Source organism: Pseudoclavibacter sp. RFBI5 (assembly GCF_002931395.1).
In the GTDB taxonomy this organism is placed as follows: Bacteria; Actinomycetota; Actinomycetes; order Actinomycetales; family Microbacteriaceae; genus Pseudoclavibacter.
In genome coordinates this window covers 158469-182609 of record NZ_PSYA01000004.1, presented here as the reverse complement: position 1 = coordinate 182609, position 24141 = coordinate 158469, and the positions used below count along the sequence as shown (strand labels likewise).

The following is a 24141-nucleotide window of genomic DNA, read 5'->3' as shown; positions in this document are numbered from 1 at the left end:
AGTCATTGCTGACCGACTGGCAGGACGAACTGAGCGAAAGCTCAGCCCTGTAGCTAAACACGACGTAATACATGACGCAACACCCTTCCCACTCCGTGGGAATGTGCAACGCGGCCAATGTCGCCCAACTGCCACACGCTCGGCGTGGTGAGAACCTCCAACCGAGCGCATCTGACAACCTTCTCCCGATAAGTTTGTCGAATCGAGCCAAATCCGGCCGCACCGACCTCAATAGGCTTAGGAACCATGTCGCGAATCTCGAAGCTCCTCATCGCCAACCGTGGCGAAATCGCCGTACGCATCGCACGAGCGGCTCGAGACGCGGGTATCACCTCCGTCGCCGTGTACGCAGACCAGGACCGTGACGCACCCCACGTCCGCCTCGCCGATGAGGCGTACGCGCTGCGAGGCGCCACGAGCGCCGAGACGTACCTCGTGATCGACAAGCTGCTCTCCATCGCCCGCCGCTCCGGCGCCGACGCCGTGCACCCGGGATACGGCTTCCTCGCCGAGAACGCCGAGTTCGCACGCGCCGTCATCCGCCAGGGACTCACCTGGATCGGCCCGTCCCCCGAGGCCATCGAGGCGCTCGGCGACAAGGTCACGGCGCGCCACGTCGCCGAGAAGGTCGGCGCACCGCTTGCCCCGGGCACGCTCAACCCCGTCGAAGGCCCGAGCGAGGTCCTCGACTTCATCGACATCCACGGACTGCCGGTCGCCATCAAGGCCGCGTTCGGCGGCGGCGGGCGCGGGCTCAAGGTCGCACGCGAGCGCGAAGAGGTCGCCGAGCTGTTCGAGTCCGCGACCCGCGAGGCCATCACCGCGTTCGGACGCGGCGAGTGCTTCGTCGAGAAGTACCTCGACAAGCCCCGCCACGTCGAGACGCAGTGCCTCGCCGACTCCCACGGCAACGTCGTCGTCGTCTCCACGCGCGACTGCTCGCTGCAGCGACGCCACCAGAAGCTCGTCGAGGAGGCGCCAGCGCCCTTCATCACCGCCGAGCAGGAAGCCGAGATGCGTCGCGCATCCAAGGCGATCCTCAAGGAGGTCGGCTACGTCGGCGCTGGAACCTGCGAGTTCCTGCTCGCCGCCGACGGCACGGTCGCGTTCCTCGAGGTCAACACGCGCCTCCAGGTCGAGCACCCGGTCTCCGAGGAGGTCACCGGCATCGACCTCGTCCGCGAGCAGTTCCGCATCGCCCAGGGTGAAGCGCTCGGCTACGACGACCCGACGGTCACCGGCCACTCGTTCGAGTTCCGCATCAACGGCGAGGACCCGGGCCGCGGATTCTTCCCAGCCCCTGGCACCGTCACGACCTTCCGCGTTCCTGGAGGCCCCGGCGTGCGCGTCGACTCCGGCGTCCGCGAGGGCGACGTCGTCTCCGGCGCCTTCGACTCCCTGCTCGCGAAGCTCATCGTCACGGGCGCCACGCGCGAGGAGGCACTCGAGCGCTCCCGCCGCGCCCTCGAGGACTTCGAGCTGAACGGCATGCCGACCGTCCTGCCCTTCCATCGCTCCGTCGTCCGCGACCCCGCCTTCACCGCCGAGAACGGCGAGTTCGGGGTCTACACGAGCTGGATCGAGACCGAATACAGCAACACGATCGAGCCGTGGGGTGGCGAAGCCGGCGACGTCAACGAGCCGATCGCGCGCCGCAACGTGGTCGTCGAGGTCAACGACAAGCGCCTCGAGGTGTCGCTCCCCGAGCGCCTGCTCGCCGCCACCGGTGTCGGCCACGGCGGTGCGGGTCGGACCATGGCGGGGCACGCCCCGAAGCGCCGCTCGCACACCAACGTCGAGACCCACTCGAGCGGTGACGTCGTCGCCCCCATGCAGGCGACGATCGTGAAGTTCGCCGTCGAGGAGGGGCAGAAGGTCGTCAAGGGCGACCTCCTCGTCGTCCTCGAGGCCATGAAGATGGAGCAGCCCATCCAGGCTCCCCGCGACGGCATCGTCGCATCCATCTCCGGTGCCGCCGGCGAGACCGTCTCGAGCGGCACGAAGCTGCTCGAGCTCGCCGACGCCGAGTAGCCTCGGTAGGTGATCGACGCCTCCCTCCTGACCTCCACGCTGCTCTCGTCGCCCCTCGACGCCGCGCTCACGACGAACGACGCGAGCTGGCTCGAGTCGTTCACGGGGCTCGAGGGGTTCAACGGGTGGCTGCTCGCGCTCGTCATCGTGGGCGGCTTCGCAGCCGGCTGGGTGGATGCGGTCGTCGGCGGCGGCGGGCTGATCCAGCTCACGATGCTGCTCACGCTGCCGGGCGTCTCGCCCGTGCAAGCACTCGCGACCAACAAGTTCGGCAGCATCGCCGGCACCGCGACCAGCTCCATCACCTACTTCCGACGCGTCAAACCCGACCTGCGAACCGCGCTGCCCATGGCCGCCATCGCGCTCTTCGGCGCCTACGGCGGCGCGATCCTCGCCTCCAGCATCCCCGCCGCAGCCTTCAAGCCCATCATCGCCATCGCGATCCTCGGCATCGGCATCTTCACCGCCTTCAAACCGAGCGTCGGGCAGCTCGACAAACTCAAGTACGAGGGACGCAAGCACCACGTCGTCGCGGGCCTCATCGGCTTCGCGATCGGCGTCTACGACGGCCTGCTCGGCCCGGGGACCGGGTCCTTCCTCGTCATCGCCCTCGTGTCCCTGCTCGGCTACTCGTTCCTGCAAGCCAGCGCGAAAGCCAAGATCGTGAACCTCGGCACCAACCTCGGAGCGCTCCTCTTCTTCGCCCCACAGGGCTACGTGCTCTGGGGGCTCGGCGCCGTTCTCGCCGTCTCCAACGTCGCCGGCGGCTACCTCGGCGCCCGCACCGCCATCCGCGGCGGGAGCAAGCTCATCCGCTGGGTCTTCCTCATCGTCGTCAGCGTGCTCTTCATCAAGCTCGCCATCGACATCTGGAACGAGTACGTCGCGACCTGATCGGCCTCACGGTGCGGAACGCCGCCAGGCGCCGTTCCAGCACCGAGACAGCCGAGCTAGGGAGTGTCTGACAGTGGATCGCCACAGCGAGCACGGCCTGGTCGTGTGAGCTGCAAGGCGGAGAACGAAGCCCAATGCGGAGCATTGCGCGAGTTCTCCAACGCAGCAGATCGCGCGACCAGGACGAGCGGAGTCGGCGAGGCATTGTCAGACACGAGCTAGGCCTTCGTCTGCTCCTCGTACGGCATGTGCATAGCACGGGCGGCATCCGAGATGCTGCTCGCGAGCGACGGGTAGACCGCCCAGGCACGCGCAACCTGGTCGACCGTGAGGCGCTGCTCGATGGCGATCGACAGCGGCAGCACGAGCTCCGAGGCACGAGGTGCGACGATCACGCCGCCGATGACGGTGCCCAGGTCGTTGCCGGCGATGAGCTTCACGAAGCCGTCGCGCACGCCCTGCATCTTGGCACGCGGGTTCTCGCCGAGCGGCAGCTTGTAGACGCGACCCTCGCGGGTGCCGTCCTCGATGGAACGCTGCTGCCAGCCGACCGTCGCGATCTCCGGGTACGTGAAGATGTTCGAAGCGACATTGCGCAGGTTGATGGGCCGCACCTCGTCGCCGAGCGCGTGGAACACCGCCGTGCGCCCCTGCGTGGAGGCGACGGATGCGAGCGGGAAGAACTCCGTGCAGTCGCCGGCCGCGTAGATGTTCGGCACCGAGGTGCGCGCGACGCGGTTGACGCGGATGTGCCCGGACGGCGAGACCTCGACACCGGCCTCCTCGAGCCCGATGCCGGAGGTGTTCGGGATCGAGCCGACCGCGATGAGGCAGTGCGAGCCACGCACCTCGCGCCCGTCGTCGAGGGTCGCCACGACCTCGTTGCCGTCGCGGACCACGGTCGCCGCACGGGACTTCGACAGCACGGTCATGCCGCCGCGCTTGAAGACGTCCTCGATGACATCCGCGGCATCAGCGTCCTCGTTCGGGAGCACGCGGTCGCGGCTCGAGACGAGCGTGACCTTCGAGCCGAGCGCCGAGTAGGCCGACGCGAACTCGGCCCCGGTCACACCAGAGCCGACGACGATGAGGTGGCTCGGCATCTCCTTGAGGTTGTAGAGCTGGGTCCAGGTGAGGATGCGCTCCCCGTCGGGCTTGCACGAGTCGAGCGTGCGAGGACGAGCACCGACCGAGATCACCGCCGAGTCGAACTCGATGCGGTCGAAGTCCTGCCCACCCGAGCCGGTGCCGACCGTGACGGCCGAGTTGCCGTCGAGCTTGCCCTCGCCCTGGATGACGTTGACCCCGGCAGCCTCGAGCGTGCGCTGCATGTCGTCCGACTGGTTCTGCGCGAGGCGCAGCAGCCGCTTGTTCAGCTTCGAGAGATTCACCGCGACCTCGGGCTTCAGCGGCTTCCCCGTGTCGCCCTTCGCGAAGAACTGCACGCCGAGTTCGCCGGACTCGCGGATCGCCGTCGCCGCCTCTGCGCTGGCGATGAGGGTCTTGGAGGGAACCACGTCGGTGAGGACGGCGGAGCCGCCGACGCCGACGCGTTCGATGAGGGTGACTTCTGCGCCGAGGCGGGCGGCCGAGAGCGCGGCTTCGTACCCGCCTGGCCCCCCGCCGACGACGACGATGCGGTGCTTGCGATCAAAGGGCGTGGCCATACCCGCTATTGTCCTCCTCCCGCATGAACCCGCCAAACCGGAGAGGTTTCCGCGCCGTTCCGAGACGGGGCGGGACATCATCCGCTTGTGCTCCACGCAGGTCCCGCCCCGGTCGCTACGCTGGGGTGCATGTCAACGCACGAGTCAGAGTCGATCGACGATCCAGCCACCTCACCCTTCGAGTTCGCGCAGGCAGCTGCCGCGGTCATCGCCGAGAAGACGGGTGTCGAACGCCACGACATCGCGCTCACGCTCGGCAGCGGATGGGGGCAGACGGCCGAGCTGCTCGGCGAGACGATCGCGACCATCCCAGCCGACGAGGTGCCCGGATTCGCGAAGTCCGACATCCCAGGCCACTCCGGGACGCTGCGCTCGATTCGCCTCGCGAACGGCAAGCACGCGCTGGTCATCGCAGCGCGCACGCACTACTACGAGGGCAAGGGTGTGCGCCGCGTCGTGCACTCCGTGCGCACCGCCGCGGCGGCCGGCGCCTCGGTCATGATCCTCACCAACGGCGCCGGCGGCGTGCGCCCCGAGTGGGGCCCTGGCACGCCCGTGCTGATCTCGGATCACATCAACCTCACGGCCGACTCGCCCCTCGAGGGAGCGACCTTCATCGACCTCACCGACCTGTACTCGGCACGCCTGCGCGAGCTCGCGCTGACGGTGCGCGACCTCGACGAAGGCGTGTACGTGCAGTTCCGCGGCCCGCACTACGAGACCCCCGCCGAGGTCAGGATGGCGCGCACGATCGGCGGCGACATCGTCGGCATGTCGACGGCGCTCGAAGCCATCGCGGCTCGCGAGGCCGGCATGGAGGTGCTCGGCATGTCACTCATCACGAACCCGGCGGCCGGCGTCTCGCCCAACCCGCTGAGCCACGCGGAGGTCCTCGAGGCAGGCAAGGCGGCGGAAGCCGATCTCGCCGAGCTGCTCTCCCAGATCGTGGTCAAGCTCTGATGAGCGGCATCGCACGGTCACTGCAGGTCGCGCTCCGGCACAACGCGGTGTCCTGGCTCGAGCAGGACCCCGACGAGGTGACGCGCGCCGAGCTGCAGCAGCTGCTCGACGCCGCCGGCGACGTGTCGCCCGAGCTCGCCATCATCGAAGACGCTGACACCAGCGAGCGCGCCGCGGCCTGGCGCGAGCTGCAGGACCGCTTCTGCGCCCGCCTCGCGTTCGGAACCGCCGGCCTCCGCGGCCGCCTCGGCGCTGGCCCGAACCGCATGAACCGGGTCCTCGTCGCCCAAGCCGCTCGAGGCTTCGCCGACTTCCTGCTCGCGCGCGAGGAGTCCCCGTCGATCGTCATCGGCTACGACGCCCGCAACAACTCGCAGCGCTTCGCGCAGGACACTGCGGAGATCATGCAGGCCGCGGGCGTCGCCGCCACGATCCTGCCGAGGCAGCTCCCGACGCCCGTGCTCGCATTCGCCGTCCGCCGACTCGGCGCATCCGCTGGCGTCATGGTCACCGCCTCGCACAACCCGAAGTGGGACAACGGCTACAAGGTGTACCTCGGCGGGGCCGACGACGGCTCGCAGATCGTCGCGCCCGTCGATGCCGAGATCGCCGAGGCGATCGGCAAGGTCGCGGCCGGCCGGAAGGTGCCGGAGCTCCCACGATCCGCGGAGTACGCGACGGCCGACGAGTCCATCGTCACCGACTACGTGTCCGCGACCGCGGCCCTCCTGCGCGGAACGCCGGGCGACGTGCGCTTCGTCTACACGCCCCTGCACGGTGTCGGCTGGGAGACGTTCCGCGCTGTCGTCGCAGAGCTCGGCATCGCCGAGCCGGTCGTCGTCGCGCAACAGGTCGAGCCGGACGGCGCGTTCCCGACGCTCGACTTCCCGAACCCCGAGGAGCCGGGCGCACTCGACCTCGCCTACGAGACGGCGGATGCTGCGGGAATCGACCTCGTCATCGCGCACGATCCCGACGCCGACCGACTCGCCGTCGCCGTCAAGGGCGCGTCCGGCTGGCGGCGCTTCGGTGGCAACGACATCGGGAAGATCCTCGGCTGGCGCGCCGCAGAGCAGGCGAAGGCCGACGGCGTGCACGGCACGCTCGCGACCTCCGTCGTCTCCGCCCCAGCCCTCGGGCGCATCGCCCACGAGTACGGGCTCGACTACGCCGAGACGCCCACGGGATTCAAGTGGATCTCCCGCGCGCCGAACATCCTCTACGGCTACGAGGAGGCTCTCGGCTACCTCGTCAACCCGGAGACGGTGCACGACAAGGACGGTATCTCCGCGTCGGTCGCGATCCTCGAGCTCATCATGGGGCTCCAGGCCGAGGGGCGCACGCTCATCGACCACGACGACGCCTTCGCCGAGCGCTTCGGCACGTTCGTGTCGACGCAGGTCTCGGTGCGCTTCGACGACATCGCCCAGATCCCCCGCGTAATGGCGGTCCTGCGCGGCCACACGCCCACCGAGGTCGGCGGCGTCGCAGTGCTCGAGACCGGCGACCTGTCCGGCGACGAGGTGCCCATCGACCTGCTGCGCTACCAGCTCGCCGACGGCACACGCGTCATGGTTCGGCCCTCGGGCACGGAGCCGAAGATCAAGGTGTACGTCGACGCATCCAGCGAGGACGGCACACCAGCCGAGCGCGCGGCAGACGCCGAGGCGAAGGCAGCCAGGGCCGGCGAGGCCCTGCGGGTCACCCTCACCACCGCGTAGGCGAAGGACTCCACACGAGAGCCTCCCCTGACGGACCAGCGTCCGCTCAGGGGAGGCTCTCGTCGCAGCACCACGTTCCGCGCTGGCTTCGCGCTGCACCCCGGCTTCGCGATCTGCCAAGGTTTCGGGATGGCTTTCACGCCTCGCGATGGCTTGCAAGCCATCCGCAAGCGCCAAACCCACCCCGAAACAGACGAGCGGCAGACGTTCCTGTCTCGGGATGGCTTCCTCGCCCGCTTCGCGATCACCCCGGCCTCGCGATCCACGCCCGCTTCAGGATCCACCCCCGCCGCGCGATCCACGCCCGCTTCAGGATCCACCCCGACTTCGGGATGGCTTGCACGCCTCGCGCTGGCTTGCAAGCCATCCGCAAGCGCCAAACCCACCCCGAAACAGACGAGCGGCAGACGTTCCTGTCTCGGGATCGCTTCCTCGCCCGCTTCGCGATCCACCCCGACCTCGCGATCCACGCCCGCTTCAGGATCCACCCCCGACTTCGGGATGGCTTGCACGCCTCGCGATGGCTTGCAACCCATCCGCAAGCGCCAAACCCACCCCGAAACAGACGAGCGGCAGACGTTCCTGTCTCGGGATGGCTTCCTCGCCCGCTTCGCGATCACCCCGGCCTCGCGATCCTCGCCCGCTTCGCGATCCACCCCGGCCTCGCGATCCACGCCCGCTTCAGGATCCACCCCCGACTTCGGGATGGCTTTCACGCCTCGCGCTGGCTTGCAAGCCATCCGCAAGCGCCAAACTCATCGCGAGATGGCAGACGAGGTCGCCCGGCTCGTCAGCTGGCGTGGGCGAGCTCGCGCTGCAGGAGGGAGCGCTTGACGTCGATACCCCACGCGAATCCGCCGAGCGTGCCGTCCGAGCGCAGTACCCGGTGGCAGGGCACGAAGAGCGCAGGCGCGTTGCTGGCGCAGATGCTCGCTGCCGCGCGCACGGCCGTCGGCCGTCCGAGAGCCGTCGCGAACTCCGTGTAGGTGAGCGGATGCCCTGCCTCGATGGCCCGCAGACCGAGCCACCCCTGCATCCGGAACGTCGCGCCGAACTGGGCGACCAGCACGTCGTCGATGGCGCGGAGATCACCGTCGTAGTACGCACGCACGGCATCGGAGGCGGCAGTGCGACCCCGCGCGACGGCGTTCGGCCTGGACTGCGCCGTGATGCGCTCCAGGACACGCTGCTCGTCGTCGCTCCAGCCTGAGGAGAGCACCGCCCCGTCACGGTCGCGGGCGATGATCGTGAACGGCCCGTCCGGGGTGTCGAGCGTCTCGATGACGGCCCGAGCTTCACTGCTGGCCTGCGTGCTCATGCTGGTGTCTCCGTGGTGGTGGTGGGCGGTGTCTGCGCGGTGGCGCGGATCTTGGTGCCGGGTCGCGCCCTGGGTGGGACAGCTCCCCAGAGGTGGAGGGACAGGTAGCTTCGCCACGGCCTGAACTGCTCCGCGACGTCCGTGAGGGCTCTGGGCTCAGGTGGAAGGCCGAGCGCTCTGGCTCCGCTTCGCAGGGCGACGTCTCCCGTGAGCAGCACGTCTGGGTTGCCAAGCACCCGCATGCTCACGTAGCCGGCCGTCCAGTCGCCGATGCCCTTGAACGCCGTCAGCGCCTCGTGCTGCTCGGCGATGTCGTCACCCGGCGAGAGCCGCAGTCGGCCGTCCGCGATCGCCTCGGCGACGCGTGTGATGGTCGCTGACCGTGCCCTGGGGCCGGCGAAGGATGCCTCGCCGAGCTCCGCGATGGCGGCTGCGCTCGGGAAGAGGCGGTTCACGCCGAGCTCGCCCGCGTGTTCCTCGTTGTCGCCGTTCTGCCCGAGCGAGGCCCCCGCCCGCGCGGCGAGGCGACCGAGAGCCGTCCGTGCCGCCGAGACGGTGATCTGCTGACCGATGATCGCGCGAAACAGCATCTCGTCGGGGTCCACGGCGCCGGGCAGGCGGCGACCCGGGCGAAGGCGCACCCGCTCCGCGATCGCCGGATGCACGGAGAGCGCTCCGTCGACGGCCGCCGGGTCCGCATCCAGGTCGAAGAGCCGGCGCACACGCGTGACGAGGGCCTGCAGGTCGCTGAGGTCGGTGAGGCGCGCGCGGAGTCGCAGCGACGCGGGCTGCGGGCCGCCAGCGTCCACGCCGAACCATGCGGGGCCTCCCGGGAGGAGGAGACTGCGCTCGTACCGATCGTCGGTCGCGACCTCGACCCCGTCGATGGCGCGCTCCCGGAGCCAGGCGAAGACGCCCACGGCGTCGTACGGCTCCCGGTACGCGAGCGACAGCGTCAGCGGGGCGGCTCCGGTGCTCAGCGCCAGGCCAGCGCCGAAGCTCCCGAGGCCCCCGTCCGTGACTCGCGACGCGGCCGCCACGGCTCGTCTTCGCGATCGCTCGCGCACGAGGGTCGGCGTCAGTTGGAAGACCTCCTGGATGGTCTCGTTGAACGCTCTGACACTCGCGAAGCCGGCCGCGAAGGCCACCTCGCCGAAGGGCAGGTCGGTGGCGCCGAGCAGCGTCGCCGCCGTGCGTGCCCGCTGCGCGCGTGCAAGCGCAAGCGGGCCCGCGCCCAGTTCTGCGGTGAGTACCCTCGCGAGGTGCCTGGACGAGTAGCCGAGTCGGGCAGCGAGGCCAGGGACCCCTTCACGCTCCACGACCCCGTCGCCGATAAGCCGCATGGCCCTGCCGGCGACGTCGCCGCGGAGGTTCCAGGCTGGGTCACCGGGTGCCGCATCCGGCAGGCAGCGCTTGCAGGCCCGGTACCCGGCCTCGTGGGCGGCGGCGCTCGTCGGGTAGAACGTGACGTTCTCCCGCTTGGGTGTGCGGGCGGGGCAGCTCGGTCTGCAGTAGATGCCGGTCGACCCGACGGCGGTGATGAACTGCCCGTCGAAGCGTCGATCCTTGGCGAGGATCGCGCGGTACCGCTCGTCGCCGGTGAGGGTGATGCTTGCCATGCGACGAGTCTGGCAGGTTGCCCCCGCCAGAGCTCGCGGAAATCGGACACGACGGTGGGGTGTTCCCCCGCCCTGCGGCACTTTCTGCGCACCGAGCGGCGGCGCGCTCCTGCGCAGTGTCGTGCCGATGAGACGAGAAGCCCGGTCAGGCGATGAGCAGCCCCGCTGCGACGAGCCTCGGCTTGAGGAGCTCGACGAACTTCTCCGGCGTGGCTGCGGCGACGAGCTCGCCGAGCACCGCGTCGTTGTCGAACGTCTTCGCCAGCGCGGCGATGAGCTTGAGGTGCTCCGACGCGCTGGTCGCCGTCATGCCGACGACGATGCGCACGGGGTCGTAGCGAGCATGGCCGAAGCCGACGCCTTCCGGGTAGGTGATGACGGCCAGACCGTTCTCGATGGTCTCCTCACCGGGACGCGCGTGCACGAGCGCGACGCCCGGACCGACGACGACATACGGCCCGAAGCGTTCGATGACGCGGACCATGTTGCTGGTGTAGCCGCGCTTCGCGTAGCCGCGCTCGGCGAGCAGCTCGCCCATTTGACCGACGGCCTGCCGCCAGTCGAGCGCCTGCTCGGCGAGGCGCACGCTGCTTGCGTCGAACTGAAGCTCAGGTGTGGCCTGCGCGTTCATGCTCCTGCCTCGTCGAACCCTTCGCTCACGATCTCAGCCAGCTCTTCCCGGTCTTCGATCGGCAGGAACGCGCCCTCGGCGGCGTTCAGCTGGAACGTCTCCAGGTCGGCGAGGTCGTAGTCGAAGGCGTCGGCGAGCAGCGTCAGCTCTCGGGAGATGCTGGTCGCGCTCATGAGGCGGTTGTCGGTGTTGACGGTCACCGTGAAGCCGAGCTGGTAGAGCAGATCGAAGGGATGGTCTTCAATGCTGTCTCCCCAGGCGGCGATGGCGCCGGTCTGCAGGTTCGAGGATGGGCTGAGCTCGAGCGGGATGCGGCGGTCGCGCACCCACTGGGCCAGCCGGCCGAGCGACACGTAGGTGCCGTCGTCGTCTTCGCCCTCGAGGTCGATGTCTTCTGCGATGCGCACGCCGTGGCCGAGGCGCAGCGCGTGGGCGTCGAAGAGGGCGCTCTCGATGGAGTCGAGGCCTGCGGCTTCTCCGGCGTGGACCGTGGCGGGGAACCGTTCCGACATGAGGTAGTCGAAGGCTTCCTGGAGGTTCGTGGGCGGGAACCCGTCTTCCGGGCCGGCGATGTCGAAGCCGACGACACCTGCCTCGCGGTGGCGCACGGCGAGCTTCGCGATCTCGAGTCCGTTGCCAGCGTGGCGCATGGCGCTCACGAGCTGGCCGACGCGGATGCGCTTGCCGTGGGATCGGACGTCGTCGATGCCCTCGTTGATGCCGGCCTGGACCGCGTTCACGGCGTCGTCGAGGCTCAGGCCACGCTTGAGGTGCTGCTCTGGCGCCCAGCGGACTTCGCCGTAGACGACCCCGTCGGCACCGAGGTCGTTGACGAAGTCGCGAGCGACGCGCCGCAGACCGTGTGTGGTCTGCATGACGGCCGTGGTGACGTCGAAGGTCTTGAGGTACTCGACGAGCGAGCCGGAGTCGGACTGGTCGGAGAACCAGTTCGACAGTTCGGGCGCGCTCGTCGCGGGGAGTTCCAGACCGATCTCGTCGGCGAGCTCGATGATGGTCTGCGCCCGCAGCCCACCGTCGAGGTGGTCATGCAGCGACACCTTCGGCAGCGCTCGGATGCTGGTGCCGTCTCGTAGCGTGAAATCGCCCTCGTCGTATGGCGCGGAGCTCTGCACAGACACGGTGTTCCCCTTCGAATGTGGCCGCGAACCAACAAGTGCGGCCGTCCAGAGCCCTGATTCTATCGGGCGGAGACAACCGGCGCGCGAGGCGGCGCGGCGGTGTGGAGAAGGTTTCCCTTCTCGACACCGCCTGCCTGCACTATTCGGCCCCGATGCGTCCTGCGATGAGCTGGCCGCCGGTGAGGACCTCCGACCCGGCGTCCCCGACCTCGTACGCGCCCTCGAGCGCCTCGAGCGCACGCGGGAAACGAGCGTCGTCCTCGGCAGAGAGCGTGAAGAGCACGTCGCCCTTCTTGACGGTGTCGCCCGGCTTCGCAACCAGGTCGATCCCGGCTGCGTGGATGACCGGATCCTGCTTGCGCGCGCGCCCAGCTCCGAGGCGCCACGCGGCGATGCCGAAGGGCAGCGCCTCCTGGCGGGTGAGCACGCCGTCGCGGTCTGCCCGCACCTCGTGCGTCTCGTTCGCCACAGGCAGCGCGCCGTCCGGGTCTCCGTCCTGCGCCGCGACCCAGCGCCGCCACACGTCCATCGCCGCGCCGTTCTTCAGCGCACCCTCGACGTCGGCGTCCGGCTGGCCCGCCAGACGGAGCATCTCGCGGGCGAGCTCGACCGTGAGCTCGACGACGTCGGCCGGCCCCCCACCAGCGAGCACCTCGACCGACTCGCGAACCTCGTTGGCGTTGCCGATCGCGAGCCCGAGCGGGACGTTCATGTTCGTGAGCAGCGCCGACGTGCGCACGCCGGCGTCTTCGCCGAGCGCCACCATGGTCTCGGCGAGCGCGCGGGAGCGCTCGATGTCGCCCATGAAGGATCCGGAGCCGAACTTCACGTCGAGCACGAGCGAGTCGGTGCCCTCCGCGATCTTCTTCGACATGATGCTCGACGCGATGAGCGGGATGCACTCGACCGTGCCGGTGATGTCGCGGAGCGCGTACAGCTTCTTGTCGGCTGGCGCCAGGCCGGCTCCAGCGGCGCAGATGACGCCGCCGATCTCCTTGAGGAGGCGGAACATCTCCTCGTTGCTGAGGTCGGCCCGCCAGCCGGGGATGGCCTCGAGCTTGTCGAGGGTTCCTCCCGTGTGGCCGAGCCCGCGGCCGGAGAGCTGCGGCACCGCGACACCGAAGGAGGCGACGAGCGGCATGAGCGGAAGCGTGATCTTGTCGCCGACGCCCCCGGTGGAGTGCTTGTCGACCGTGACCTTGCCGAGCCCGTCGAAGTTCATCCGCTCACCGGATGCGATCATCGCGAGGGTCATGTCGCGGATCTCGGTGCGCTCCATGCCGTTGAGGAAGATCGCCATCGCCATCGCGGCCATCTGCTCGTCGCCCACGAAGCCGTTCGCGTACCGCGAGATGAGCCAGTCGATCTCCGGCGTCGACAGGGATCGCCCGTCGCGCTTCGCCTTGATGAGGTCGACGGCGTCGAACGCCTCGATTGCGGAGAGGGCGGGGGTGGAGCTCATGCGATCCCTTCGAGATCTCTGGGGCCGAACGCATCCGGCAGTACCTGGTCGATGGTGCGGATGCCCGAGACGGTGTCGAGGAGCATCCCTGGTGCTGAGAACTCGTACAGCAGCTGACGGCAGCGGCCGCACGGCATGATGATGTCGCCGGCACCGTTGCAGCAGGAGAACGCGACGAGCTTGCCGCCGCCGCTCGCCTGGAGCGCCGACACGAGCCCGCACTCGGCGCACAGGCCGACTCCGTAGCTGGCGTTCTCGACGTTGCAGCCGACGACGATGCGTCCGTCGTCGACGAGCGCGGCGGCGCCGACCGAGTAGTTCGAGTACGGCGCGTAGGCCTTCGCCATGATGTCGCGTGCGGCCTGACGCAGGGCTTCCCAGTCGGGTGCGAGCGCTTCGGTGTCCGGTGCTGTCATCGCTATGCCTTCACGTAGGGTTTGCCCGCCGCGGCGGGTCCGCGCGACTGGCCGACGAATCCGGCCACGGCGAGGATCGTGACGATGTAGGGGATCATCGCCATGAACTCGGGTGGGATGTTCGCGCCGACCTGGCTCACGAGGGTCTTCAGGTTCGAGGCGAAGCCGAAGAGCAGCGCCGCGAGGGTGGCGTAGACGGGGTGCCAGCGCCCGAAGATCAGTGCGGCGAGGGCGATGTAGCCCTGGCCGCTTGTCATCTCCTGGCTGAACGAGCCGACGCTGCCGAGCGTGAAGAAGCTCCCGCCCGCGCCGGCGATGGCACCCGAGAGGAGGACGTTCCAGAACCGGGTCTTGTTGACCTTGATGCCGACCGTGTCGGCAGCCTTCGGGTGCTCGCCGACGGCGCGGAGGCGCAGGCCCCAGCGGGTCTTGAAGAGCGCGAAGGTGAGCGCCGGCACCGTGAGGAACATGAGGTACACGATGAAGGTGTTGTCGAAGAGCAGCGGCCCGATGACGGGGATGTCGCTCAGCAGTGGGATCGCGAAGCGCGGGTACTTCTCGTTCTGCGCGATCGTGTTGAGGAACCCGCTGTCGCGGGTCATGACGCCCGAGTAGAGGAAGTTCGTCAGGCCGATGACCAGCATGTTGATGACCACGCCGACGACCACCTGCTCGACGAGGTAGCGGATCGAGAAGACCGCGAGGATGAGCGAGACGAGCATGCCCGCGAGGATCGCTCCGAGGAGGCCGAGGAACGGGTTGCCAGTCATAGAGCCGATGAGCGCCGAGGTGAACGCGCCGGCGAGGAGCTGGCCCTCGATGGCGATGTTCACGACGCCGACGCGCTCCGAGACGAGCCCCGCCATGGATCCGAAGATCAGCGGGGTCGAGATGGCGAGCGTTCCGGTGAGGAGCCAGGTGAGCGGGACGTTGGCGTTGGCGCCGATGAAGACGATGAGCGCCCACACCCAGAGGATGCCGAAGACGACCATGACCCACATGGGCAGCTTCTCGCCCGCCGCTGTGCGGAGGAAGGCGACGACGGTGATTCCGGCGAGGATCACGCCGATGATGAGGTTCGTCATCATGGTCGGCAGGACCAGGGGGGCGAACTTGATGGGGACGCCATCCGAGTTCAGGTCGATCGTGCTCGAGGCGCCCGCAGGTGCGAGCAGCCCGAAGACGATCAGGACGAGCGCGCTGAAGAACGCGTACGCGATCGGCGCCTTCCAGCTGCGGGTCGAGCGGACCTCCGCCTTGGTGCTTGCCCCTACCGGGATCTGCTCCTCGGTGCTCGGCGTCACTGCGGTCATGCGTTCACCTCGTTCTTCTTGCCGTTGCTGCCCTTGTCGCTGCTGTCTTCCCGGCCCTCGCGCGACGCGCGAATGCGGTCGAGGAGTCGGATGCCGGACGGCCGCGGGAGGCGGAAGATCGCCCGGATGAGCGGCGGCGCTGCGATGAAGAGCACGATGAGGCCCTGGATGACGGCGACGATGTCGATGGGGATGCCCTCGACGACCTGCATGGGGAAGGAGCCCGCCTTGAGCGCTCCGAAGAGGAGGCCGGCGAGGATGATGCCGACCGGGTGACCGGCGCCGAGCAGCGCGACGGTGATGGCATCGAAGCCGATACCCGCGTGCACTCCGGGGTCGTAGCCCGCTGTCGCGCGACCGAGCACCTGCGTGGCACCGGCGAGGCCGATGAAGGCGCCGGCGATGGCCATCGTGAGGAAGGTGATGAAGGCGACGTTGATGCCGGCCGTTCGAGCGGCGCTCGGGTTGAGACCGACCGCGCGCACCTTGAAGCCGACCGTGGTGCGCTCCATGATCCACCAGTAGACGAATGCGGCGGCGATGGCGAGGATGAAGCCCCAGTCGGCGGCACCGACGAGGTCAGGCAGCTGCGCGGACTCGACGATGGGCTTGGCCTTGGCGTTGCCGCCAGCACCCTCGGCCTGGAAGACCGGGGTCTTCAGCAGGTAGGTGATGCCCCAGAAGGCGATCCAGTTGAGCATGATCGTGACGATCACCTCGTGGGCGCCGGTCTGCGCCTTCAGCCAGCCGGCGATGCCGGCCCAGAGCGAGCCGCCGACGATGCCGGCGAACGCCGCCACGAGGACGTGCACGACGAACGGCAGCTGCAGGCTCGCGCCGATGAAGCCCGTGAAGAGCGCGGCGATGAGGATCTGACCCTGACCACCGATGTTGAAGAGGCCGGCACGGAACGCGAACGCGACGCCGAGGCCCGCCGTGATGAGCGGGGTCGCCCACATGAGCGTGTTGGTCAGCGGCACGAAGCCGTTGCGGGGCGAGTAGATCGCGCCTTCCCACAGCGCGCGGAACGCACCGCCGATGACGCCGCCCGCCGCCGTGAAGAGGTCCATCGGCCGCGAGAAGAAGTAGCCGGTGGTCTCGAGCACGTCGTCGCTCGTGAAGACGACGAGGAGGGAGCCGATGAGCAGCGCCAGCACGATCGCGAGGATCGAGCGCAGCGGCCCTCCGCCGAGGATGTCGCGCCAGAGGCCGTGCCACGGCGACTGCTCGCTCGCGGCGGCCGGCACCTGGGTGCCGGGTGGCGGCGGGGTCTCCGCTGTCACGTTCTGCAGCTGGCTCATACCTCTACCCCCGCCATCATCTGGCCGAGCACGTCTCGCGACGTCTCCGGTCCAACGATTCCCATGCTCTTGCCCTGGTACATGACCATGATCCGATCTGCCAGCTGGACGACTTCGTCGAGCTCCGTCGACACGATGATGACCGGGATGCCCGAGTCGCGGACGCGCACGATCTGCTCGTGCACGAACTCGATCGATCCGACGTCGAGACCTCGGGTCGGCTGCGAGGCGATGAACATCCGCAGGTCGCGGCCGAGCTCGCGCGCGAGGACGACCTTCTGCTGGTTTCCGCCGGAGAGACGACCCACGGCCGTCTCGATGGACGGTGCCCGGACATCGAAGTCCTTGACGTTCTTCTCCGCGAAGGCGGTGATCTCCCGCAGGTTGAGCGCGATGCCGTTCGAGAACGGCGGGCGGTCCGCCCGGTCGAGCACGAGGTTCTCCGCGATCGTGAAGTCGCCGACGATGCCGTCTTCGGTGCGGTCTTCCGGCACGAAGCCGAGTCCCGCATCCAGCGTCTTCTTGACCGACTGCCCGATGAGCTCGTTGCCGTCGAGGCTGATCGAGCCGAGCGCCTTCTTGTGGAGGCCGAGGATGGCCTCCGTGAGCTCGGTCTGACCGTTGCCCTGCACGCCGGCGATCACGAGGATCTCGCCCTCGCGCACCTCGAAGCTCAGCTCGTCGACCTGCTTGGCGCCGACTTCGTCGAAGACCGTCAGCTCGGAGACGACGAACGTCGTCTCGCCCAGCTTCGGGGCCTCCTTGTCGACGTCGAGGTCGACCGCTCGGCCCACCATCTTCGCCGCGAGCTCTTCGTTGGACTCGCTCGGGAGCGCCGTGCCGACGACCTTGCCTCGCCGGATGACCGTGATGCGGTCCGCCACCTTGCGGACCTCTCGCAGCTTGTGCGTGATGAAGACGATGGAGGTGCCGGCCTTGCGCAGCTGATCCATGATGACGATGAGCTCGTCGGTCTCCTGGGGCGTGAGCACGGCGGTGGGCTCGTCCAGGACCAGGATCTTCGCGTCGCGCGAGAGGGCCTTGATGATCTCGACGCGCTGCTGCGCGCCGACGGGCAGGTGCTCGACCAGCGCATCGGGGTCGATGTTGAAGCCGAACTGCGCCGACAGGTCGCGCACCTTCTGGCGCGCGCTGTCGATGTCGAGCACGCCGAGCCCACTGGCCGGCTCGTGCCCGAGCATGAGGTTCTCCGCCACGGTGAAGACGGGGATGAGCATGAAGTGCTGGTGGACCATTCCGATGCCGGCGGCCATGGCATCGCCAGGACCGGAGAAGTGCCGGACGTCGTCGTCCAGCAGGATCTCGCCCTCATCGGCCTGATAGAGGCCGTAGAGCACGTTCATCAGGGTCGACTTGCCAGCACCGTTCTCGCCGAGGAGCGCATGGATCTCGCCCTCCTCGATCGTGAGGTTGATGTTGTCGTTGGCCGTGAAGGCACCAAATCGCTTGGTGATGCCTCGAAGCTCGAGTTTCATAGCGGTCCACTTCGCTGTGCAGTAGTGCGGAATACGGCCTGGTGGGCCGGTGATACGCGAGCCGGTCGCGGTGGTGACCGCCGCCAGCTCGAGATGCATGCGTAGGCATGCTACGGGGCCGCCGCGAGTTTGCGCGACGGCCCCGCATCATGTTGTGCCCAGACGTCAATCTGGACAGCAGAGGATCAGACCTTGGGTGAGGAAGGCGACAGTTCCGGGTACTTGCCGTCGATGACTTCCTGCTTCAGGGTGTCGATCTCGTCGAGCGTGCCGGAGGGCAGCTCGGACTCGAAGGCGCCGAAGCCGGAGAGGCCGACGCCCTCGTTCTCGAGGACGCCCGTGTAGGTCGTGCCACCCTCGAAGGTGCCGTCGACGCTCTGGGAGATCGCGTCGAGAACCGTGACGTCGAGGCCCTTCATGATCGACACGAGGATGATGTCCGCGTACTGCTCGTCTGCGACCGCGAGGTCGGAGTCGACGCCGAGGATGACGGCGTCCTGGCCGCCTTCGCGGATCGCCTCAGCTGCACCCTGGTAGAGGGGGCCGCCGACGGGGAGGATGACGTCTGCACCCTGGCTGAGGAAGCCGGTGGAGATCTCCTTGGCGCGGGAGACGTTCGTGAAGTCGTCCACGAACGAGCCCTGCTGCGAGTCGACGTCCCAGCCGATGACCTTGACGTCCTTGCCCTTGACCTCGTTGAAGTGCTTGACGCCGTTGGCGAAGCCGTCCATGAAGATCGTGACGGTCGGGATGGCGGCGCCGCCGTAGGTGGCGACGGTGCCCGTCTTGGAGTACGCAGCCGAGGCGTAGCCCGCGAGGAACGCGGCCTGCGCCGTGTCGTAGTTGAGCTCGAGCACGTTCGGGATGCCGAGGCCCTCGACGTCGACGATCGCGAAGTCGACGTCTGGGTTCGCCTCGGCCGCTGCGGCCGTCGCGTCTGCCAGCTTGAAGCCGACGGGAACGATGATCTTGCAGCCCTGGTCGACCATGGTCGTCAGGTTTGCCGCGTAGTCGTCCGGTGTTGCCGACTCCGCCTCGAGCACGTTGACTCCGAGCTCGGACTCCGCGTTCTCGAGCCCCGTGTGCGCAAGCTGGTTGAAGGAGCGGTCGTCGAACCCGCCCTCGTCAGACACCATGCACGCGGTGAAGTCGGATGCGCCTTCAGCGGCCCCATCGCCTGCTTCTGGCGCGGGGGCACAACCGGCGAGCACGAGGGCTGCAACGCCCACCGTGCCAAGTGCAGCGAAACGCTGCTTCGAAGAGATAGCCACTCTCGATCCTCCTGAGTTGGATGTCCGTCGGGCCGCAGAACGCGAACACGACGAAGCTGGTGATTGCCCGAGCATAGCCGTAGCGCTGCGTCACAATTCGGCCGAAATCGGAATCGAAACCCGACCGTTGCACAGTTACGAGTGTGTTTCTCGGCGCGTCGCCCGGCGACGCTCACGGCACCGCATCGTCGCAGGCCGATCGGTCGGTGCGGACGTGTGGATGCCCGCTCCGGGGGTCCGTCAGTTCGCTCCCGTCGGCGATGACGGCGACTCGACGACGATCTCGCCGGAGATGATCTTGGCCTTGAGCGCCTCGACCTCCGCCTTCAGCTCGGCGGGGATCTTCGCATCCCAGTCGTGGAAGGACGAGAGCCCGACGCCGTCGTTCTCGAGCGTGCCGACGTTGTTGCCCGCCTCGAAGGTTCCCGCGATGTCGGAGCCGATGACGCCGAGGATGGCCGGCTCCATCCGCTTCTCTACCGTCGTGACCAGGAGCGGCCGGTACTCCTCGCCCAGAAGCTCGTACCCGTCGGAGTCGACCCAGATGATGCCGACATCGCCCGCGGCCAGTGCCGCCGCAGCAGCACCCTCGCCCGCCTGAGCCGCGACGGGCATGATGATGTCGGCCCCCTGCGAGATGAGCCCCTGCGCCGTGGTCTGCGCGGCGTTCGTGTTCGTGAAGTCGTCGGTGAAGGACCCCTGCTGCGACTCGGGGTCCCAGCCGACGACCCGCACCGAGGCGCCCTTCGTCGTGTTGTACTGCTCGACCCCCGCCGCGAAGCCGTCCATGAAGACCGTCACGGGCGGCTGGTTGCCGCCGCCGAACGTCCCGACGACCCCGGTCTTGCTGACCCCCGCCGCCAGGTAGCCGGCGAGGAACGCCGCCTGGGCCGTGTCGTGCACGATGGACGCGACGTTGGGACCATCCACGACCTCGTCGACGATCGAGTACGTGATGTCCGGGTTCGCCTCCGCGGAAGCGCGGGTCGCGTCGGCCAGCTCCCAGCCGACCGTGACGATGTAGTCGCAGCCCTCGCCGACCATGGTCTCGAGGTTCGTCTCGTAGTCAGCCTGCGACTGCGAGACCGTCTCGCGCATGTCGACGCCGTACTCCGCCTTGGCCGCCTCGAGCGACTCGAAGACGGCCTGGTTGAAGGAGCGGTCCTGGATGTTGCCGCTGTTCGCGACCATGCACGCCAGGTAGTCGCTTCCCGCAGCCGCTGCGCCCGTCGACCCCGGCGCCTCTGGCGGCGCCTGGCAGGCAGTGAGAGCGAGGGCAGCGACAGCGAGCGCGCCGACGGCGCCTGGAATACGAGAGCGTGACATGCCGGAAGAGTAGTGGGAGCCGGGCGCAGACCGCTACGCGCGTGCACGGATCGTTGTGACCGTGCACGCGCGCAGATGAATGAGTGGAAGGCGGGCTAGAGGACTTCCGGCCGCTTCGACGCCTTGATCTCGGCGACGAGCTGCTTGACCTTCTGCGCGTTCGCCGCGGTCGTGACGAGCAGCGCATCCGGGGTGTCGACCACGACGATGTCCTTGATGCCGGCGATCGCGACGACGCGGTCGGTGTGGTTGACGATGAGGCCGGAGCCGTCGACGACCACGACGTTGCTCTCGTCGCCGTGCACGGTCACGCCGTTCCCGTTGGTGCTCTTGCGGAGCCGGCTCACGGCCGCGAAGTCTCCCACGTCGTCCCACTGGAAGTAGCCGGGGATGACGGCCAGCTCGCCGCGGGCGGCCGCCGGCTCGGCGACGGTGTAGTCGATGGCGATCTTCTCGAGGTTCGGCCAGACGCGAGCGGTGACCTCCGCCTGCTGATCGGTGCCCCAGGCATCCGCGATCTCGTTGATGCCAGCGGCCAGTGGCGGGTTCGACTCGGCCAGCGCCTCCATGAGGCGGTCGACGCGGGCGAAGAACATGCCGGCGTTCCAGAGGTACTCGCCGGAGGCGAGGTAGCGGCGAGCTGTCGCCTCCTTGGGCTTCTCGACGAACGCGTCGACCTTCCGCGCACTCGGGGCGGCGGGGATCTTCAGCGGCTTGCCCGCTCGGATGTAGCCGAAGGCGGTGGACGGCTCGATGGGCTGGATGCCGATCGTGACGATGGCTCCGGCGTCGGCCGCCTCGACGGCCTCGCGCACCGCCGCTGCGAAGCGGTCGGTCGCACCGATGAGGTGGTCAGCGGCGAACGAGCCGATGATGGCGTCGGGCACACGCCGCTGCAGGATGGCCGCGGCGAGGCCGATGGCCGCCGTCGACTCGCGACCCTCGCTCTCGAGGACGATGTTCTCCTCGATGAGCTCTGGGAGCTGCGCGCGCACCTCCTTGGCGTGCGCCTCTCCCGTCACGACGAGGAGCCGGTCCTCCGCGCACAGCGGCGCGAGGCGGTCCCAGGTCGCCCGCAGGAGGGTCGAGCCGTTCCCGACGACGTCGTGGAGGAATTTCGGGGCTTCGGCCCGCGAGAGGGGCCACAGTCGGGAGCCGACGCCTCCCGCTGGAATCACGCCATAGAACCGATCGATCGCATCTGCCATGCGCAACACCCTAGGGGAACACTGTCACGCGCTGGTTTCGGCGGGACGAAGCTGTGGAGAAGTCGTCGTGCGGGCGTCGCCGCGAGTTCACCTCCGTGCCACTCCCAGCACCTACGTTCGCCCTATGCGCATCGCGGTCGTCACCGAGAGCTTCCTCCCCACCGTCAACGGCGTGACGAACAGCGTCTGCAAGGTGCTCGACCACCTCGCACTGCGCGGACACGAGGCCATCGTCGTCACTCCGGCAGCCGGCTCGCCGAAGGACTACAGGGGGTTCCGCGTCGTCGAGGTGCCTGCTCTCGACTACCGCCAGTTCCCCGTCGGACTCCCCTCCCCCAGGGTCGATCGGTTCCTCGCCGAGTTCGCGCCAGACGTCGTACACGCCGCGAGTCCACTCTTTCTGGGATCGCAGGCGATCGCAGCCGCGAAACGACGCGGCATACCGAGCGTGGCCGTCTTCCAGACCGACGTCGCCGGGTACACGAAGCGCAACAAGCTGAGCGCCATGGAGGGCTTCGCCTGGTGGTTCATCCGCTGGCTGCACAACAACGCAGACCTGACGCTGGCGCCGTCGAGCGCGGCGCTCGGCGACCTGCGGCGCGCCAAGATCACGAACGCCACCCGCTGGGGCCGAGGCGTCGACCTCGAGACCTACCATCCGCGCAACAAGCACGAGCAGAGCGTGCGCGGCAGCCGCAAGCGCCTGGGCGCCGACTCGCGCACCATCATCGGCTACGTGGGCAGGCTCGCGCCCGAGAAGCAGGTCGAGCGCCTCGCCTCGCTCAGGGGGCTCGACGACGTGCAGCTGGTCGTCGTGGGCGATGGGCCGTCGGAGCCGAGCATCCGGAAGGCCCTCAAGGGGGTCCCGGTTCATTTCGCCGGGCGACTCGGCGGCCGAGACCTGGCCATGGCCTACGCGAGTTTCGACGTCTTCGTGCACACGGGGACGGAGGAGACCTTCGGGCAGACGATCCAGGAGGCCCACGCCAGTGGCCTGCCCGTCGTCGCCCCCTACGCGGGCGGGCCCATCGACCTCATCGAGCACGGCGTCGACGGATTCCACTTCGACCCCGACCGAGCAGGCGACCTCGATCTGCGGGTCATGCTCGAGAAGCTCGTCGACGCTCCCGAGCTGCGTGCCAGGATGGGCGAGGCCGGCCGCCGCCGAGTGCTCTCGCGCTCGTGGGAGAGCGTCTGCGACGAGCTGCTCAGCCACTATGCCGACGTGTTGGCGGAGGCGCGGCGCCCCGTCACGCTGCCGCTCGCCTGAACGGCCCGGTCCATGCCTCGGCCTCACGCAGACAAGGCCGCCAAGGAAGGTTAACCTTGCCAGCCGGAAACGGCGGGAGGCGTAGTCTAGGCGGGTATCAACATGCCCAACGCAGTGTGGTTGGGAGCTGCCGCTCAGTCTTCACCTTCTCGGCGCAAGAGTCCTGAGCGGAAGAACGCAACGCGACAGAAGGGCAATCCCGTGTCAGCCGTACAGACACCAGCTCCGGCGGGCTCGACAGCCCCAAAGAACACAGCGAAGAAGCCGCGACGCGGCGGCACGCTGTACCGGGGGAACGAGGGCATGTGGTCCTGGGTCCTCCACCGCATCACCGGCGTCTCCATCTTCTTCTTCCTGATCGTGCACGTGCTCGACACGTCGCTCGTGCGCGTCAGTCCTGAGGCCTACAACGCGGCCATCCACACCTACCAGACGCCCATCATGGGCATCGGCGAGGTCGGACTCGTGGCAGCCATCTGCTACCACGCGTTCAACGGAATCCGCATCATCCTCATCGACTTCCTGCCCGGCGGCGCGAAGTACCAGAAGCTCATGTTCTGGATCGTCATCGGCCTCTGCGTCGTCACGATGATCGGCTTCACGCCCCGCCACCTCATCAACGTGTTCAGCCACTAGGAGGGAGCTGCCATGACTATCGAAACCATCGAGTACCCCCGTTCAGCAGCTGCCGCCAAGAACAGCACCAACTGGGAGCGCATCGGCTGGGCGTTCATGCGCGTGTCCGGTGTGCTGCTGGTCATCCTCATCTTCGGCCACCTCTTCACGAACCTCATGGTCGGCCAGGGCGTCGCCGCCATCGACTTCGCGTTCGTCGCCGGCAAGATGGCAGACCCCTTCTGGGTGGTCTGGGACACGCTCATGCTGGTCCTCGCGTTCATCCACGGCGCCAACGGCATGCGCACGATCATCAACGACTACGTGTCGAAGGCGAGCACGCGTCGCGCACTGCAGGTCACGCTGTTCCTCGTCACGACGGTGCTCATCGTCCTCGGCCTCCTCGTGATCTACACGTTCGACCCGTGCCCCGCGAACGGCGCAGCCGAGAACCTGCCGAGCTTCTGCCCGGCCTAGCCGACC

The 24141-nt window shown here is 68.5% G+C and carries 20 protein-coding genes; 7 read left to right on the top strand and 13 right to left on the bottom strand.

All coding sequences use genetic code 11. The annotated features are described in order from the left end of the window. The first annotated feature begins 246 nt into the window (after positions 1 to 246). Both C5E06_RS03730 and C5E06_RS03725 read left to right on the top strand, forming a co-directional pair. Positions 247 to 2031 (top strand): biotin carboxylase N-terminal domain-containing protein, encoded by a 1785-nt coding sequence (locus tag C5E06_RS03730; protein ID WP_104299673.1) that lies wholly within the window; start codon positions 247 to 249, stop codon positions 2029 to 2031. A 129-nt stretch (positions 2032 to 2160) separates the two neighbouring features. Then, positions 2161 to 2925: a TSUP family transporter gene (locus C5E06_RS03725; RefSeq protein WP_104243377.1), complete on the top strand. Its 765-nt coding sequence runs from the start codon at positions 2161 to 2163 to the stop codon at positions 2923 to 2925. A gap of 218 nt (positions 2926 to 3143) precedes the next feature. Here the strand turns inward: C5E06_RS03725 and C5E06_RS03720 are convergent, their stop codons facing one another. Continuing rightward, the gene (locus C5E06_RS03720) at positions 3144 to 4592 is read right to left on the bottom strand and encodes an NAD(P)H-quinone dehydrogenase (RefSeq protein WP_104243028.1); all 1449 of its coding nucleotides are present in this window, start codon (positions 4590 to 4592) and stop codon (positions 3144 to 3146) included. A gap of 129 nt (positions 4593 to 4721) precedes the next feature. On the opposite strand from C5E06_RS03720, the gene C5E06_RS03715 reads away from it, so the two are divergent. After that, a complete protein-coding gene (locus C5E06_RS03715) occupies positions 4722 to 5552 on the top strand; it encodes a purine-nucleoside phosphorylase (RefSeq protein ID WP_104243030.1) in 831 nt (276 codons plus the stop codon). After that, positions 5552 to 7273 carry a phospho-sugar mutase gene (locus tag C5E06_RS03710; RefSeq protein WP_104306030.1) on the top strand — a complete coding sequence of 574 codons (1722 nt, stop codon included), beginning with the start codon at positions 5552 to 5554 and terminating at the stop codon, positions 7271 to 7273. The genes C5E06_RS03715 and C5E06_RS03710 overlap by 1 nt, the downstream gene beginning before the upstream one ends. A 790-nt stretch (positions 7274 to 8063) precedes the next feature. On the opposite strand, the gene C5E06_RS03705 is transcribed toward C5E06_RS03710, so the two are convergent. The 12 genes from C5E06_RS03705 to C5E06_RS03650 form a co-directional block, all read right to left on the bottom strand. Beyond that, a complete protein-coding gene (locus tag C5E06_RS03705) occupies positions 8064 to 8591 on the bottom strand; it encodes a methylated-DNA--[protein]-cysteine S-methyltransferase (protein WP_104306029.1) in 528 nt (175 codons plus the stop codon). Next, the gene (locus C5E06_RS03700; protein ID WP_104306028.1) at positions 8588 to 10210 is read right to left on the bottom strand and encodes a DNA-3-methyladenine glycosylase 2 family protein; all 1623 of its coding nucleotides are present in this window, start codon (positions 10208 to 10210) and stop codon (positions 8588 to 8590) included. The genes C5E06_RS03705 and C5E06_RS03700 overlap by 4 nt, the downstream gene beginning before the upstream one ends. Positions 10211 to 10355: 145 nt before the next feature. Continuing rightward, entirely contained in the window at positions 10356 to 10841 is a 486-nt protein-coding gene (locus C5E06_RS03695) for a PTS sugar transporter subunit IIA (protein WP_104243038.1), read from the bottom strand. Beyond that, entirely contained in the window at positions 10838 to 11980 is a 1143-nt protein-coding gene (locus C5E06_RS03690) for an adenosine deaminase (protein ID WP_258063370.1), read from the bottom strand. Before C5E06_RS03690 ends, C5E06_RS03695 begins: the two co-directional genes overlap by 4 nt. Before the next feature lie 139 nt (positions 11981 to 12119). After that, the gene (locus C5E06_RS03685) at positions 12120 to 13442 is read right to left on the bottom strand and encodes a thymidine phosphorylase (protein WP_104306027.1); all 1323 of its coding nucleotides are present in this window, start codon (positions 13440 to 13442) and stop codon (positions 12120 to 12122) included. Further along, positions 13439 to 13858, bottom strand: a complete 420-nt coding sequence (locus C5E06_RS03680) for a cytidine deaminase (protein WP_104243042.1) — start codon at positions 13856 to 13858, stop codon at positions 13439 to 13441. The genes C5E06_RS03685 and C5E06_RS03680 overlap by 4 nt, the downstream gene beginning before the upstream one ends. A 2-nt stretch (positions 13859 to 13860) precedes the next feature. Then, the gene (locus C5E06_RS03675) at positions 13861 to 15171 is read right to left on the bottom strand and encodes an ABC transporter permease (RefSeq protein ID WP_104243044.1); all 1311 of its coding nucleotides are present in this window, start codon (positions 15169 to 15171) and stop codon (positions 13861 to 13863) included. Then, entirely contained in the window at positions 15168 to 16472 is a 1305-nt protein-coding gene (locus C5E06_RS03670) for an ABC transporter permease (protein WP_104243047.1), read from the bottom strand. The genes C5E06_RS03675 and C5E06_RS03670 overlap by 4 nt, the downstream gene beginning before the upstream one ends. Then, on the bottom strand, positions 16469 to 17968 hold the full coding sequence (locus tag C5E06_RS03665; protein WP_104243049.1) for an ABC transporter ATP-binding protein: 1500 nt from the start codon (positions 17966 to 17968) through the stop codon (positions 16469 to 16471). Before C5E06_RS03665 ends, C5E06_RS03670 begins: the two co-directional genes overlap by 4 nt. A 185-nt stretch (positions 17969 to 18153) precedes the next feature. Continuing rightward, positions 18154 to 19239: a BMP family protein gene (locus C5E06_RS03660; RefSeq protein WP_258063371.1), complete on the bottom strand. Its 1086-nt coding sequence runs from the start codon at positions 19237 to 19239 to the stop codon at positions 18154 to 18156. A gap of 240 nt (positions 19240 to 19479) precedes the next feature. Then, on the bottom strand, positions 19480 to 20565 hold the full coding sequence (locus C5E06_RS03655; RefSeq protein WP_104243053.1) for a BMP family protein: 1086 nt from the start codon (positions 20563 to 20565) through the stop codon (positions 19480 to 19482). 95 nt (positions 20566 to 20660) lie between these two features. Then, positions 20661 to 21773: a mannose-1-phosphate guanylyltransferase gene (locus C5E06_RS03650; RefSeq protein WP_104243055.1), complete on the bottom strand. Its 1113-nt coding sequence runs from the start codon at positions 21771 to 21773 to the stop codon at positions 20661 to 20663. Between the two features lie 124 nt (positions 21774 to 21897). Here C5E06_RS03650 and C5E06_RS03645 point away from each other — a divergent pair, with 124 nt between their 5' ends. From C5E06_RS03645 to sdhD, 3 genes are all read left to right on the top strand, one after another. Further along, entirely contained in the window at positions 21898 to 23043 is a 1146-nt protein-coding gene (locus C5E06_RS03645) for a glycosyltransferase family 1 protein (protein WP_104306026.1), read from the top strand. Between the two features lie 303 nt (positions 23044 to 23346). Continuing rightward, the gene (sdhC, locus tag C5E06_RS03640) at positions 23347 to 23679 is read left to right on the top strand and encodes a succinate dehydrogenase, cytochrome b556 subunit (protein WP_104252310.1); all 333 of its coding nucleotides are present in this window, start codon (positions 23347 to 23349) and stop codon (positions 23677 to 23679) included. A 12-nt stretch (positions 23680 to 23691) separates the two neighbouring features. Further along, positions 23692 to 24135, top strand: coding sequence for a succinate dehydrogenase, hydrophobic membrane anchor protein (sdhD, locus tag C5E06_RS03635; protein WP_181058009.1), 444 nt, complete (start codon positions 23692 to 23694; stop codon positions 24133 to 24135). The last annotated feature ends 6 nt before the right edge of the window (positions 24136 to 24141 follow it).